This window comes from Dyadobacter diqingensis (assembly GCF_024220585.1).
Lineage (GTDB): Bacteria > Bacteroidota > Bacteroidia > Cytophagales > Spirosomataceae > Dyadobacter > Dyadobacter diqingensis.
On the sequence record NZ_JAMXKF010000002.1, the window covers coordinates 779,759 to 795,084 of the forward strand.

At 42.7% G+C, this 15,326-nt stretch carries 15 protein-coding genes; 12 read left to right on the plus strand and 3 right to left on the minus strand.

The window, feature by feature from the left end; genetic code table 11:
* Nucleotides 1–43 precede the first annotated feature (43 nt).
* Nucleotides 44–634, minus strand: coding sequence for an HD domain-containing protein (locus tag M1L62_RS08680; protein ID WP_254412642.1), 591 nt, complete (start codon nt 632–634; stop codon nt 44–46).
* A gap of 291 nt (nt 635–925) precedes the next feature.
* Between M1L62_RS08680 and M1L62_RS08685 the strand changes: the two genes are divergently transcribed.
* The 10 genes from M1L62_RS08685 (at nt 926) to M1L62_RS08730 (ending at nt 11,676) form a co-directional block, all read left to right on the plus strand.
* Nucleotides 926–1,444 (plus strand): hypothetical protein, encoded by a 519-nt coding sequence (locus M1L62_RS08685; RefSeq protein WP_254412643.1) that lies wholly within the window; start codon nt 926–928, stop codon nt 1,442–1,444.
* A 122-nt stretch (nt 1,445–1,566) separates the two neighbouring features.
* Nucleotides 1,567–2,202, plus strand: a complete 636-nt coding sequence (locus M1L62_RS08690; RefSeq protein WP_254412644.1) for an FISUMP domain-containing protein — start codon at nt 1,567–1,569, stop codon at nt 2,200–2,202.
* A 258-nt stretch (nt 2,203–2,460) separates the two neighbouring features.
* A complete protein-coding gene (locus tag M1L62_RS08695) occupies nt 2,461–3,024 on the plus strand; it encodes a Crp/Fnr family transcriptional regulator (protein WP_254412645.1) in 564 nt (187 codons plus the stop codon).
* Between the two features lie 73 nt (nt 3,025–3,097).
* Nucleotides 3,098–3,961 (plus strand): SDR family oxidoreductase, encoded by an 864-nt coding sequence (locus M1L62_RS08700; RefSeq protein ID WP_254412646.1) that lies wholly within the window; start codon nt 3,098–3,100, stop codon nt 3,959–3,961.
* Nucleotides 3,961–4,287, plus strand: coding sequence for a DMT family transporter (locus tag M1L62_RS08705; protein ID WP_254412647.1), 327 nt, complete (start codon nt 3,961–3,963; stop codon nt 4,285–4,287). The genes M1L62_RS08700 and M1L62_RS08705 overlap by 1 nt, the downstream gene beginning before the upstream one ends.
* Before the next feature lie 184 nt (nt 4,288–4,471).
* Nucleotides 4,472–4,975, plus strand: coding sequence for an FKBP-type peptidyl-prolyl cis-trans isomerase (locus M1L62_RS08710; RefSeq protein ID WP_254412648.1), 504 nt, complete (start codon nt 4,472–4,474; stop codon nt 4,973–4,975).
* Nucleotides 4,976–5,247: 272 nt separating this feature from the next.
* On the plus strand, nt 5,248–6,651 hold the full coding sequence (locus M1L62_RS08715) for a TlpA family protein disulfide reductase (protein ID WP_254412649.1): 1,404 nt from the start codon (nt 5,248–5,250) through the stop codon (nt 6,649–6,651).
* 304 nt (nt 6,652–6,955) lie between these two features.
* The gene (locus M1L62_RS08720; protein WP_254412650.1) at nt 6,956–7,288 is read left to right on the plus strand and encodes a PadR family transcriptional regulator; all 333 of its coding nucleotides are present in this window, start codon (nt 6,956–6,958) and stop codon (nt 7,286–7,288) included.
* The gene (locus M1L62_RS08725; RefSeq protein WP_254412651.1) at nt 7,288–9,933 is read left to right on the plus strand and encodes an ABC transporter permease; all 2,646 of its coding nucleotides are present in this window, start codon (nt 7,288–7,290) and stop codon (nt 9,931–9,933) included. Before M1L62_RS08720 ends, M1L62_RS08725 begins: the two co-directional genes overlap by 1 nt.
* Before the next feature lie 81 nt (nt 9,934–10,014).
* A complete protein-coding gene (locus M1L62_RS08730) occupies nt 10,015–11,676 on the plus strand; it encodes a DUF4932 domain-containing protein (protein ID WP_254412652.1) in 1,662 nt (553 codons plus the stop codon).
* Between the two features lie 190 nt (nt 11,677–11,866).
* On the opposite strand, the gene M1L62_RS08735 is transcribed toward M1L62_RS08730, so the two are convergent.
* Both M1L62_RS08735 and pdxR read right to left on the minus strand, forming a co-directional pair.
* Nucleotides 11,867–12,316 (minus strand): GNAT family N-acetyltransferase, encoded by a 450-nt coding sequence (locus M1L62_RS08735; protein WP_254412653.1) that lies wholly within the window; start codon nt 12,314–12,316, stop codon nt 11,867–11,869.
* Between the two features lie 84 nt (nt 12,317–12,400).
* Nucleotides 12,401–13,864, minus strand: a complete 1,464-nt coding sequence (gene pdxR, locus M1L62_RS08740; protein ID WP_254412654.1) for a MocR-like pyridoxine biosynthesis transcription factor PdxR — start codon at nt 13,862–13,864, stop codon at nt 12,401–12,403.
* Between the two features lie 77 nt (nt 13,865–13,941).
* On the opposite strand from pdxR, the gene M1L62_RS08745 reads away from it, so the two are divergent.
* Both M1L62_RS08745 and M1L62_RS08750 read left to right on the plus strand, forming a co-directional pair.
* Nucleotides 13,942–14,607, plus strand: coding sequence for an FMN-dependent NADH-azoreductase (locus tag M1L62_RS08745; RefSeq protein WP_254412655.1), 666 nt, complete (start codon nt 13,942–13,944; stop codon nt 14,605–14,607).
* Nucleotides 14,608–14,720: 113 nt separating this feature from the next.
* Nucleotides 14,721–15,155, plus strand: a complete 435-nt coding sequence (locus tag M1L62_RS08750; protein WP_254412656.1) for a carboxymuconolactone decarboxylase family protein — start codon at nt 14,721–14,723, stop codon at nt 15,153–15,155.
* The last annotated feature ends 171 nt before the right edge of the window (nt 15,156–15,326 follow it).

Sequence of the window (15,326 nt, forward strand, 5' to 3'; positions counted from 1 at the left end):
GCATAAGCCTTATTGCTGTCTGAACAGCCCTGTAAGCCAGATATCAATAAGGATGATACAATCCTTTTTCAACACTTTTGTCGATTGTCTCCTGCGCAATTTCCCACAAACTGGCAGAAACCTCGCCAATAAATTCCTTCTTCGAAATCACTGCCGATTTGGACATATTATCGGGATTAAAATCCTGTTTACACGAGAGCAAGTGATTGATCAATGGTTGCAACGCGTCCATACTGGCAGCATATTTTGCCTCAGGAGTCTCTCTTTCCTCAAATTCCTGCCACAGTGAAAATAGCTCATTGCCTAAATTATCCGGTAAAAGGCCAAAAATACGGACAGCCGCCTCCCGCTCCGTAATGACAGCCTGGCTTCGTCCTTCCTGGTCATACAGAAATGTATCTCCGCAATCAATTTCAACTAAATCATGGATCAAAAGCATTTTCAGCACTTTCAGTAAGTCGAGACCCGAAGATCCTGCCTGGTCAGCAAACACCAGTGCCATCAGCGCAATATGCCATGAATGCTCGGCACTATTTTCGGGTCTGCTTTGGTCAATAACCTTGTTGTACCGATACACAGTTTTGAGCTTTTCAAGCTCAGATATAAATTCAATTTCCCTGGTGAGATTCGTCATGGTCAATAATGCTCCAATTTGATTAATAAAACAGATCGTCAGGCAATCAACATATTTTTCATCAAAACCTGATAAAATTATTCATTACCGGCAGGTGTGAACAGTGCTGCTACGTAAATCAATTCACCTGCTCAGACTAACATTTCACGCCATCTTCTTTACACTTAGCAGTTAAGCAGATTGTTCCAAATCATATCAGCGACCACCTTTGTCACCCGAAAGTCAAGGTCCGCTTGACACCGTTTTGCTGGTATTGCCAGAAAGTTTTATCATTTTAACAAATCAACCCGTATGAAATTTATCACACCAGCCGCCTGCCTGGCCCTGCTAATGAACCTTTTCGCCTGTCACAAAAGTGACAAATCTGAATCTGACAAAGGCACCTTAACAGTCACTTTCGATGGAAAAACCAAGGTATACAATGATGCAAGAGTCTCAGAAGGAAAGCTCGGAGAAATCGTAAGTCTTAATTTTAACGCAGGATCCGAGGCATCTGACAACCTGTCGATCACTGTTTTTGGCACGCAGGCAGGCTCCTATCCATACAAACAGAAGATCGATGATTATAAGCAGGTAAGCCAGATTGAATACAAAACGAAAGAAACGGTATTTAACAATTATTTCGTTCAGATCTGTCCGGATAAAACAGGTTATTACTCAACGCCCGGAGAGGTAAAAATCGAAGAGTATGTAGCAGGTCAACACATCAAGGGTACATTCTCAGGTGCTCTGCTCGATGCCCATAGCGAGAATGAATGCGAACCGGTTAATAACACTTTTAGCGGAACGTTCGATATACCCGTCCGGTAAAAGTAAAAATATCCATTTTTGCACTGCGTTCCACAGTACAATCGGAACCGGGATCAGCCTCCGCCACACTCTGTCACGATGGTTGGGTACTGATTCTGATTAGTGTAAAAAATTATCAAGCCATGAAAAAACGTAACTCAAAGATTTTGGCATTTTGCGCCTTCTTACTGGCCATATGCTCAGCCTGTAAAAAAAATACACAGGAACAACCCACACCCATCCCCCAGATCGCCGACACATTGTCCGTCGAAGGGAAAAAATATACAACCATCGCGATCGGCAAACAGCTATGGACGAGTATAAACTACGCCGGGCCGGGTGGTATAAGCTACAACACAGCCAACGACAAACCCATGTACGGAAAATATTACACGTTTGAAGAGGTAAAAGCGGTACGTTTACCTTCCGGCTGGCGAATTCCGACGATGCAGGACTACATTACCCTGGCTGAAAATCAAGGGGTCGTTTTCAGCCAGAACCGGGCAACGGCCCAAGAGTCTATCAAAAAACTGGCTTCGATCGATCATTGGCGATTGGTTCCGGGAACGAATACCTCGGGATTTAATGCCCAGCCCGGTGGATATTCATACCAGAATTCAGAACCAAAAGGCGGGGATATCGCTGAGTTCTGGACCGTAGAAGGCAATACGATCAGCATCCAGGAAAATGCCAGCGGCAAATCACATAACCTGAGTTTTTACAATAACAGCAACAGTCCGGACTATCGGTTTAATCTCCGTTTTGTCCGAGACAGATAGCTAATAGCAGGCGTTGGTGATTGATCTGTTGATAACATTAATCTCGCAGGAAACTGTCGAGGGTGGAAGTGTAATCATTAATGACGAAGGTTGGCAATACAGGGCCAGTCAAATGTATACCTCCGAAATCAAGTATTACAACCAATTATAAATACCTGAGAAGTGACTACATTTATTACAGACAATTCCACAAAGTGACGGGTTCTACGAATTTATCGAAATTCTCCTCTCGGTTCACTTACAAAGTCACATAAAAGGATGAATCCGCTTATCAGAAAATTCAAAGAATACGGACATATAGACCCCGAAGTTGAGACCGAGCTGACTAAAAGGATAAAGTTTCAGACAAGACTCAAGGGTGATTTTTTTCTCAAAAAGGGACAGGCCTCATCCAGTCTGTTCCTGATTGAAGAAGGGCTGGTACGCTCCTACTTCATCAAGGATGACCGTGAAATCAACTCCTGGTTTGGTTTTGAGAATATTATTTTAGGTTCGGTGTTGCCGCTGTTTTATAACCTGCCTGCTTTCGAGAATATCCAATTCCTGGAAACTTCCACGATCTACTATATCTCTGGCAACGACCTTAACGAGTTATACAAAAAGTACAATGATATGAATACCATCGGCAGAATTATGGCGGAGGAATATTGTAAAATTTTGGAAGACCGGGTTACCTCTCTGCAAACAGGAACTGCTGAACAACGCTATAATACGTTATTAAGAGATCAGCCGGATGCCGTTCAGCGTATTTCTCTGGGCCACATTGCCTCCTATCTTGGCATTACGCAGGAAACACTGAGCCGGATCAGAAAAAGTAACTGATTTTGACTTTTGTCAAAAAAGAAAATTCAATTACGAGGTTCCTTTGTATCATAAAATTCAGTTAATCTAAATTATGATATTCTTAACAGGAGCATCCGGCAACTTAGGATCCGCAGTACTCGAAAGGTTATTAAAACTGGTCCCGGCCAATAAAGTGGCAGCGTTGGACAGAAATCCGAATAGGGCAAAAATATTGAAACAAAAAGGGATCTCCGTGTTTATCGGCGAATACGCAGATAAGGCTTCCCTCCTTGATGCACTGAAAGGTGTAGAAAAACTACTTCTCGTCAGCGGTAATGGCGAAAATGCCCTGGGAGAGCACAAAAATGTTATTGATGCCGCCAAAGAATCGGGTGTAAAACATATTTATTATACCGGCGGAGCATTGAACAAAAATGTGCAGCACTCGCAGTTAGGTCCTTTGACAGACTCATACATCACCACGGAAAACTACATCATCGAAAGCGGCCTGACCTACACCATTTTTCAAAACGGTTTGTATGCCGAAACCATTCCCTATTTCATAGGCGAACAGGTTTTAGAAACAGGTATCAGTTTCCCTGCGGGCGAAGGGAAATCATCATTTGCCAAAAGGGCAGAAATGGGAGAAGCTATTGCCAACGTATTGGCAAGTGAAGGACATGAAAATAAAACTTATCTGCTGACCACGCTGCCCTCCTATTCGTTCAGAGAAATTGCTGAAATATTATCTGAACTATCAGGTAAAAACGTATCCTATACCAGCCCGGAGCCCGAAGAATACGAGGCACAACTTAAAGAATATGGCGTCAGCGATAGCGACATCTGGTATTCATTACTCCTTGCTGCAATCATCAAAAATAACGAATACAACATTACTGATTCAGATCTGGAAAAACTATTGGGGTACAAACCGACAAGTCTGGACGCATACCTCAAAGAAACATTTTTGAAATAATGCAATATCTATTTCTCGCACTGGCAATCATTTTGGAGGTTATTGGTTCAAGTTTCATGAAGGCCTCCGAAGGTTTTACAAAATGGCTACCGGCCACCATTGTTATTGTGGCTTACATATCCTGTTTCTACTTTTTGTCACTGGCACTTAAATCCATTCCCCTGGGCATCGCATATGCCATCTGGGGAGGATTGGGGATCGTCCTTACCGCCATCATTTCGGTAGTTATTTTCAAACAGCGCCTGGATATGCCAGCCATCATCGGAATCGTATTTATTGTTTCCGGTGTAGTGATAATGAATTTCTTCTCAAAAACGGCACACTGAAAATCCCGGAAAAATTATGGACACGCATATCTTGATCGCTAGCATTTTTGTGCTTGCTTCATTCATTATTCATATCTATCCAGGCAATACAATTATCCCATCTTAACTTTTACAAACCCTTTACAATCTTTTACAAGTCAAGATCCTCAAAGTGAAGTCAACCTGATAGATTTAAAACCGACAAATGAAAATACCTTTTTCATTTGATCAGCTTTCGGTTTTATCATTCACTATGTCAGATTTAAAAATGTTCTCCTACGCTAATCAGCTCTCTTTAAGAACTCGTGGATTTTGCTCCATTTCTCTCCTGTTTTTTTCATTGATATGGCTTGTTGGCTGCTCACCGGGAAAGGTCATCACCACCCGTTCAGGTTTACAGTATACAAGATTAAAAAAGGGAAACGGGCCGAAAGCCAAAACAGGTCAGGAAATTTTGCTTTTCGAGACTACCCGTTACAGAAACGGGACTATTTTGTATTCCAATGAGAATACCACAACGCCGGTCAAGGTACTTATTGGCGGGAATCAGGCCACTCAGGCTGTCGATGAGGCACTGGTGGGTATGAAAGTCGGGGAAATAAAAGAGATAACAGCTTCCCCAAATTTGGTAAAAAGAAAGGGATATCCACCAAATGTCCACCCGGACTCTACCCTTGTCATTAAACTGATTTTGCACAAAATTCTTTGATTATAACGCTTTGCTAAAATCATATTTTTGACGGAGAACCCCGATAATGAAAGACATTACCGGGGTTCTTTCCGTAAAGTTTATCGGAACACTAATCAGTAAATCACAAAACGATTACACTTTATTAGAGATCAGATTGAAGGCCCCTTTATTCCGTCCGCAGAACATTATCTGCTATCAATTGTAAGTCAGATTGATCTGGAATGCAAGAGGAATTTGTCATTGTGTAATGCGCCATCGTTGGAAATAATTATTAAAATTAAATTTCATCAATGAAAACAATAATATTTTCAATGCTGGCCTGCTTCGCTTTTCTGTTTGCAGAAGCTCAGAACACCGAGTTACCAAAGCTCACGGCAGGTGACTACTTCAATAACTTCCAAATGTTTACAAATAAAAGCCCGAACGTGAACGCCGCGTTTGCCAACGTGCAGCAACTGGCATGCAATCCGGCTTACGAACGATTAGCAACAGAGCTGATTCATAATAGCTTTGCTCAGGACTTTATCGAGCGCCACATTGAAGATAAAACCGAGCTGGAAATGAGGACAAAACGAAGACTCCTCGCAACTCAAATTCTGGCTAAAATGATTTCCGACACCTGCGTAATCCTGAGAAAGCAGGCCAGCCCGCTGTTTATACTAACCAAAATCCAGGAAGCTCCCAATGATCCCAAACAGATTGCCAGTCTGACCAATCAATTTATAACCTCTGAAATTGACGGGCAAGACATTTACAGATACAGAGCAGGTCGGTACGGTTTAATGATTCTCGGCATCATAAATCAGTATCCCGAATTCAAATTGCTGAAAGAAGAACTGATGGACAAGCTTGCGGCCAACCTCAAAGCAGGCCAACCGATTGTAACCGATTCATCGGGCAGAGCCGATCTGGATAAGCGTGCATGGTACCGTTTTTTGAATGCCTATGTCAACTTTATAAAATCGGAACAAGTGCAGGATCGGCAGCAAAAAGAAAATTTGCTAAAAGCTGCATTCGAATTTAGCCCGGACCTGGTCGACAAGAATCACGCATCCGGGTATTTTTATGATATGCACATGCTTTTGGGGAAAGAAAAAAATGGGTTTCAGGAAGAGTATCTGGCATTTATCACCACAAATAGCGACAAGCAACAATTAATGGCAACGCTTCTGAAAATGGCGCTTGTAGAACCTTCCTTTAAGAAAAACTTGAAAGCTGTACATCAGGAGGTTATGCCCGGTGCAAATTTTAATAATTATTGGCAAAAAGGTATCGATAAAGAAGCCGTAAATTCTCCACCAATCGCTCTGTCTGTTTTAGGAAATAGCCCGTTTTCAAGCAAATCACTTTTGGGACAATGGATTCTGGTTGATTTTTGGGGGACTTGGTGCGGTCCGTGTCGGGAAGAACATCCTGCCTTGCAGAAATTTCACGAGTCGATGATAGCCGATAAGTCAAAAAAACTATCCTTTTTAACCATTGCATGCCGCGATACGGAGTCCAGGGTCCTGGCTTACATGAGTAAAAATAACTATAATTTCCCGGTAGCTATGTCCGATAAAAAGGTAGAAAAATCATTCAAAATTCAGGGATATCCTACCAAGATTTTAATCACCCCGACTGGTAAGTATGTCACAGTTCCCTTTGGAGTAGACTGGGTTGGTTTTGTAAACAAATATATTGAGGCTGATTAATCAGATCTATTCTGTACCAGAATCAGACATTCGGTTGATTCTGGAAAATACATATTCGCATTAGCCACAAAACAGACGAGCAACTGCAAAACACTTCCTAAAAAGACTGAAGCATCTTGCTGATGTTCGAATGAGAGAAACCAAAATTTCATTCTAAAAGACAACCCGAGTCTTCCCATCTTTTAGAATAACACGAACCAGTCACCATCCAAAAAAATATTTTACATACAAAACAAGAATTAATAAATCGATTATACATACATTTGCGTAATTAATAAATTTTATAACCAGAAAACCTAGCCTGATGAAGGGGACAAACCTGGGAGAATTTGAAGAACTGGTGCTACTGACCATTGCTGCATTGGTTCAGGATGCCTACAGTGTCGCTATTTGCGATGAGCTGGAAAAACATACAGGCAGGGTTTCCAAACTTGGTGTCGTGCACACGGTACTAAACCGGCTGGAAGAAAAGGGCCTTGTGAAAAGCAGAATGGGCGAAGCTACCAGCGCCAGAGGTGGAAAACGCAAGCGCTATTACGAAGTAACACAGGCGGGCAAAATAGGTTTGATACGCGCCAAAGAGGTGCGCGATGGCTTATGGAACATTATTCCCGGATTTAACATCGAGACTGCTTAATGAAAACGAATCTAAAGAAAGGCAGCTCGGAAAACGGACAGCCTCCGCGTTGGGCACAGGTTTTTCTGGCCTGGTACTGTCGCCCCAGCTTGTTAGAAGATCTGGAAGGGGATTTAAATGAATATTTCGACAGAAATTTGCGTAAAAAGGGCGCCAGATATGCACGCTTGGTGTATATGATCGATGTACTTAAATTTTTCAGGCCATACACCGTCAGAAAGCCAGACTTTCTCAATCTGTGGATACACTACCTGATGATTGGCAGTTATATCAGAACGTCCCGTCGCAGTCTGGTCCGTAATAAACTGTTCTCGTTTATCAATATTATCGGCCTTGCCGTTAGCATGTCCGTAGGACTGCTGGTTATCGCTTTTCTCGCCGATTTGTATGCATACGACGATTTTCAGGAAAAGAAAGACAGGACCTATCGGATCATCACGCACCAGCAGGCCACGGGTCAAAACGGGATTGACGTTGCCTCCACTTCGATTAAGGTCGGACGAAAATTAGGGGAAACCATCCCGGGTGTAGAGGACTTCACGATCATGCGCAGCGGATTTTCCGGCGATGCACGAATTGGGCAAAACGCTTTCCCGCTGGAAGCGCTCTGGGCCGACCAGTCATTTTTTAAGGTTTTCACCTTTCCACTTGTTACAGGCGATCCCGGATCGGCACTCAAAGAGCCTTATTCTCTGGTACTCACTGAAAAAACAGCAAAAAAGCTGTTCGCTGATGCAGATCCGATGGGACAAACCGTCCGTTTCGACACCATCAATTACGTGGTTACCGGCATTGCGAAGGACGTTCCTCATCTTTCTCACCTAAGATTCGACGCGCTCATATCATTCGCTTCGGCCGATGCAACACTCGGAAAAACAGATGAATATCTTTACACCTGGGATAATGTCTGGAATAATTACGTGTATTTGACCTTACCCAAAGGAGAAACACCTGAAGACGCGCAGCGCGCATTAGACAGACTTAACACGGAAGAAAACAAAGCCATGATAGGCCAGCAGGTAACGGTCTCCCTGCAACCGCTTAAAGATGTTGCACTCGGAAACCATTTGTCCAATAACATTGGCGCAGCAACAAGTCCGCTCGTAGTCTGGGTGCTGATCGGGCTGGCTTTCGTGATCATTCTTTCGGCTTGTTTCAATTATACCAACCTTTCCATTGCACGGGCACTACGGCGGTCACGTGAAGTTGGGATGCGCAAGATCATGGGCGCGCGTAAAAGTCATGTGTTAGGACAATTTATGGCTGAGTCGGTCATGATCGCCCTGCTTGCATTGCTGATTTCCTTCGGATTATATCTGTTTTTACGCAAAGAATTTCTCGCACTGAGCCCCGAAATTTCCGAACTCGTCTCGTTAGACCTATCCCTTCAGTCCATCCTTGGTTTTGTTGCCCTTGCTACGCTTACCGGCCTTGCCGCAGGGTTTCTTCCGGCAGTATTTTTGTCAAGAATCAATGCAGTATCCGTGATGAAAGATGCCTCCGGCCTTAAACTTTTCAAACATATCGGGTTGCGTAAAACCTTGATCGTGTTGCAGTACACGCTCTCGCTCGCATTTATCGCTACAACGATGATCGGCTACGGTCAATACAAAGGCCTCTTAAATTTTGATCTGGGCTTTTCAACACAGAATGTACTCAACATTAAACTGAGAGGAGCAGATCCCGCAGTACTGATAAAAGAACTGGAAGAACTTAAGGAGGTAACCGGCATCTCACAGTCAATGATGGTTACCAGTGTAGGGGCCTCTTACGGAGCCCTGATGAAATACAAACCTGGTGATTCTGCAATAGTATGGCAGAACAGGGTCGATGAACATTATTTGTCCGTCCACAAGCACAACCTGGTCTCAGGCAGCAACTTCCTGTTACGTCCCAGCAAAGAAAACGAAAGTGAAGTCATTGTAAACCAGCAGGTATTAAAACGTTTCAACATCGCCGGGCAAGATCCGCAAAAAGCCCTGGGGCAGTTTGTTACTGTCGATGGCCAGAAGCTATCCATCATTGGCGTACTAAAAGACTTCCACTATGGCACGCTCGAAAACAAGATCGAACCGGTTGTCTTCCGTTATTCCAAAAGTCAGCCGAACGGTTACCTGAATCTTAAAATCGTTTCTCAGGACCCGGCAGCTACAATGGCGAAAATCGAAAGATTGTGGAAAAGTTTTGACAAAGTACACCCGCTGGAAGCGCGTTTCTACAATAATCAGATCGAAAAAGTTTATAGCCGGTATTCCACGATGGTAAAGGTCATCGGTTTTGTCGCCGTACTCGCGATCTGTATTGCTTCGCTGGGTTTATTAGGGATGGTCGTTTTCACCACCGAAACCAGACTTAATGAAATCAGCATTCGTAAAGTACTGGGAGCAAGTGAAATCGAGCTTGTCTATCTTCTTTGCAAAGGATTTCTGGCACTACTGGGTATTGGAGCCCTCATTGCACTCCCGGTGACTTATCTGTTCTTTGACAAGATTGTCCTGACCCGTTTTGCCTATCACCAGCCCATCGGCATCAGTGAACTTTTTAGCGGTGTATTGCTGGTTATGATGCTAGCCCTTCTTCTGATCGGGTCTCAGACTGCAAAAGCAGCCAGAAACAATCCTGCCAGGGTACTTAAGAGCAAATAAGTTGTACGTATATCATCAACCGGCATTTTATGTAGCTTAAAAATAATAGTTTAGTATCGTTTTTCACATCATTTATTAGCCATGAAGCAAGTAATCAAACATTTGTTTTTACAGATCGTCGTATGCGCATATTTTCAGTCTTATGCCAACGCCAGTTATTCAAAACCAGAAAAATTCAAAGAATTTAACACTGAACTAAACGACGTGAAGTTTAGTGTTGACCCTCGCGTGGAGCTTTACCATGCCGTTGAACTGATTGCCGGTATTCCACTGATCAATCATATTGAACTGGACTACAAGCAAAAAATAGAAACCAATTTTGCTCCCTACAAAAACCATCCGGCGTTTTCGTTTATGCAGAGACATTCGCGAAGTGGAAAATTGTTCACGACCATCGATGAACCTATGTGGTTTTTGCTGCATCTCACCAATGAATTTGAATGGCGTAAGGATGTTACTTATGAGAATGCCAAAAATCCTTACATTGATTCACTGCGCGTTCATTTGAAAGATCTCTCGCTAAGATCCAACTACGCTAAGTTTTTTAATACCAATGCGGATTTATACAATGTTTCTTTATCCACTCTCGCCTACAACCTGCCTGACTTTGATGAGAAAAACCGCTTATTGAAGTACTGCGGAGTAAAAAACGGCAGAGATATCCACTTTAACGTCATCATTAATTACCTGGGCTGGGGTAATTTTGGTCCCAGGATATTTAAGAAACAAGACGCTGAATTTTATGCCATCATAGCTCCCGAAAAAAGTGCGATCAGGATACCGACTTTTGATGTGGTTAACCTATACAATCTTTTATGGCACGAATTCGCTCACTCGTTTGCCAACCCGGCTGTCGAAAAAATAGAATCACAGTTCGTGCCGCTGGAATATTTGTGGGCTCCTGTCAAAGAGTCTATGAAGGCGCAGGCTTACCACTCCTGGATGTCGGTTATCAAAGAACATATGACCGAAGCCATTGCCTGCCGCCTGGCAGCGGAAAAGTTCGGCGAGCAGTATGCAGACCTTAATTTTGTCCGTTTACAAAAAGGGAAAAGATGGATTTACCTGAATCCTTTGTTGCATGCATTGAAGGAATATGAAGCAAACCGTAACATTTATCCAACGCTTGATAATTTTATGCCCAAAGTGGTGGCGGCACTTAAAGATATCAAGCAACAGGACATAGATTCCTGGATGGCAGACACCGAAGAACTCAGGATGCCGAATGTGAATACAATACCTGTCAGCGGCGCTATTTACGATAAAGAAAACATCCTGTTTATACTGGCTAGTCATGAGCCGGATAAGGCAGCTGATTCACGACTGAAAAATTTCATTAATGATTTCAAAAGCAAAATACCGTCCCTAGCCAAAGCCACAATAGTCGCCGATACAACTGCCTTAAAAATGGATGTTTCGGCTTATAACCTCTTTGTTTGGGGAACACCTTCCGGGAATCTGTTCTTACAAAAACATTTAGGTCAGTTACCGCTTCGCATTAATCCGGATGCCATTATAGCCGAAAACGAGTACAAAGGGACAGGATATTCTGTATTGACTTCCTGGGTTAATCCCTACAACAAAAACAATATGATGACCATTTACACCGCCCAAAACCCGGATAACCTGGTCAATTTTAACAGGGTCATGAATGGTGGCAGTAATTATCATATTTTCAGAAACTACATTACCTTAAAAACGGGTTCCTTTAAAAGACGAGGTTTGGTTTGGGTCGCATATTAGGTCGTAAATAATTTTAATACCTGATACAGAACATTTTACAATTAAAAACGATTCATGTAATCAGGCTGATCAAAAGCAACTTTCGTGATCTTCGAATTGTCTGTATGGAAATTTCCTTTCCTACGGACAATTCGAATAAACAAGGATGTAACCTAAGCGGATCGATTATCTGACCTGTAAAATAAACGCTTCATTGCTGATTTGGGTTAATACTGCACGACAGATGAAGTGCGGCAAGCTCAAACCCGTGTTTCAGATACACCTTTTGGGCTGTATTGTTACGAAAATCGGTATCAAGCACCACCGCATCCTTATTTTCTGATATAGCAATTGCGTTCACGAATCTTAATAATTCAGAAGCCAATCCTTTCCCTCGGTGAGATTCCAGCGTGCACAGATCATCAATATAAATGATGTTGCCACTGTGCAGCGAAGTCATGAAACGGTATCCGGCAAACGCAACAAATTTACCTCCATCCTCAATTCCGGCGATGCGGTACTTTTCATTTTTCATCATCTCCGAAATCGTCGCAGACCATTTGTTTTTATCCAGGTGGGGCCTTAATAAAAAAGCAACTTCCCAGCATTGTTGAATTTCAACATCTGTCTCAACTATTTTAACCTGATATGTATTGTCCATAATTTGTATTTGTTTTTCACAAACTTAGCCTACGGACAACGCGGTTAAATATACCAATCTGCAAATAAAGGATGGCCCAGGAAACTACCGGAATATCCCTTTAAGTATATCGAGCGCTCTCACCATTTCTTTTTCATCCAGTGACGCAAAACCCATGCGCATCGCATTTGTAACAAATGACTCGTTCTGATTAAAACTCCCGTCACCGATGTAAAGCCCCTTTTTTAATGCATCAGCAGACATCTTCGCCAAATCAATGCTTTCATCAAAATTTGACCATACGGCCAGCCCGCCTTCCGGTATTTTAAATTGTATCTGTTGACCAAAATCCGTTTTAAGTATTTGGCAAAACAGGTTTCGGCGCTGCTTGTAAATTTTCAGGGATTTCCGAAAATGCCTGTCCATTTCTCCATTGTCAAACATGACTGCAAATGCCTCTTCCAGCAAGGTATCCCCCTGCCTGTCGATAAGCTCTCTTAACGCGGAGGCTGCTTGAATAAAGGCTGATGGTGCCACCAAAAAACCTATCCTCATGGCAGGAGCAAATGTTTTTGTAATAGAACCGATGTAAATCACATTTTGATTGTGATCAATACTCGCGAGCGGCAGATAGGGTTTATTGTCATAGTGAAAATCGAAATCGTAATCGTCTTCGATTATTGCAAAGCGATATTCCTTGGCCAGATTTAACAGTTTTAGTCTCCGCTCGACACTCATGGTTACCGTCGTCGGGCAATGATGGTGCGGTATGATATATACCGCCTTTATTTTTTTATGCTGCAAAACCGATTCCAGATAGTCAATATCCATTCCATTCTCATCCATCGGAATCCGCAGAAGGTTCGCACCTACGTGCCTGAAAGTAGTATCAGCCGTGCGGTAATTTGAAATTCCAACGGCGATATAATCAGAAGGATCAAGAAGCAGCCGGGCTGCCAGGTAAATACCCATTTGACTGCCTTTCGTAATTAGTATATTTTCAACAGGCACCACCAGTCCCCTTGTGTTAGAAAGATAGTTGTTGATAGAAGCCCGGAGATGTTCCGATCCCTGAGAACTCCCATATTTCAGAAAGTTTCTGCCATAAAATTTTCTGGAAATACTCCGGTACTCCCGCATGAGCTGATCAACCGGTGCCAGCCGCACATCAGGAAAACCATCGTCAATTGCCAGACCGGTTCTTTGCAGATTCTCACTGGGTGGCGCATGTTCAAATTTGTTAGTCCAAATAAATGCGCCGTCTGAGTTTTTGTTTTTACCGGAGTCCGGCAATTTAGCATTAGAGAGTTCAGGCAGGCGGGAAAGTACAAAGATGCCTTTCCGTTCAATGGATTCAGCCCAACCCTGGCTGATCAATTCGTCATAGGCCAGCCTTACCGTGTGCCTGTTTATTCCGACTAATCCGGCCAGTATTCGGGAACTGGGTAACAGGTCGGAAGGCCGGAGCGTACCGTTTGTGATCAGGGATATAAACCTGTTGCAAACCTGAATATACAGGGTTACAGAAGATTTTCGGTCAACCTGGATTAATGATTTATAAGGCAGCATCTGGGCGGTAGTTTTTATACAAATTGGTCTACAAATTTAGTCCAGTCTGACAATATTTTTGTATAAAAATTATCGAAATGAAGAAAGTACTAGTCATCAATTCAAGCGCCAGAATGCTTAATTCGCAAAGCAGAAAACTCACTGAAATATTTGTTGAGCACTGGAAAAGTATCCATGTCAATCCCGTCATTCGGTTTCGTGAACTGGGAAACGCTGATGTGCCCCATATTAATCAAGGCTGGATTGCAGCCGCTTTCAAACCGGAGGCAGCGAGATCGGAACAAGAAATACAGGCTTTAAAAACAAGCGATGTTTACATTTCCGAGCTGCGAGAAGCCGATGTTATTGTCATTGCAGCTCCTATGTACAACTGGTCTGTCCCGAGTGCCCTTAAAGCGTACATTGATCAGATTCTCAGGGTTAACGAAACCTGGAAAATCAACCCGGCCAACCAGCAGAATCCATACATTGGTCTGCTCGAAAATAAAACACTATTGCTTTTGCTTACAAGAGGTGCACAGGGATATGAAAAGGGTGAATATAACGAGCATATGAACTTCCAGAGCACCTATTTAAAGACCGTATTCAATATCATAGGTGTCAGCGATATTCATGTGATTGCTGTTAACGGAGCTTCATTCGACGGTGAAAAATTTCAGCAGTCCATCGATACGTCGCACCAGAACATCAGAAATCTGATTGAGACAGAACTATCCGATATGCTTTCAAATGTAGCAAAATGAGCCCACATCAGAGAAACTGAAATATTGACCGAGAACACCAAATACAAATTAGACAACCTCACTATCAATAGATTAAAAACACAAACAGTTATCAATACAATAAATTAAATAAAATGGAAACGCGAATTAACATTGAAAAAACAGAGCCAGCCGGATACAAAGCTGTTCTTGGATTGGAAAAATTCATTGAAAGCACACCGCTGACAAGAAAGCATAAAGACTTAATTAAAATTCGGGCCTCACAGATAAACGGTTGCGCTTTTTGCATTGATATGCATACAAAAGAAGCCCGTAAAGCCGGTGAAACAGAACAGCGTATTTATGCGCTGAACGCCTGGCGCGACACACTATTTTTCTCCACAGAAGAACGAGCAATACTGGCACTGACCGAGGAAGTTACCCTGATCAGCAATCATGTAAGCGATGCGACATATCAGCAAGCAGCCAATGTGCTGGAAGAATCTTACCTGGCCCAGGTAATCCTGGCGATCATTACGATCAACGTCTGGAACAGAATCGGCATTTCCACCAAACTAATTCCGGCTTAACAAATAGTACAGTTCAAAGAAAATATCTTTTTCTTTTGTTTTCTCCGGCAAGAATTCAGTCAAAAATCCGGAGTTCATGATAAAGAAAATTGATTTGTTTGTAGTAATCCATAATGGCGGCATGGGTATAATCTCTGCCGCCATTTTTTGGATAATTAAAGTGCTCCTGCA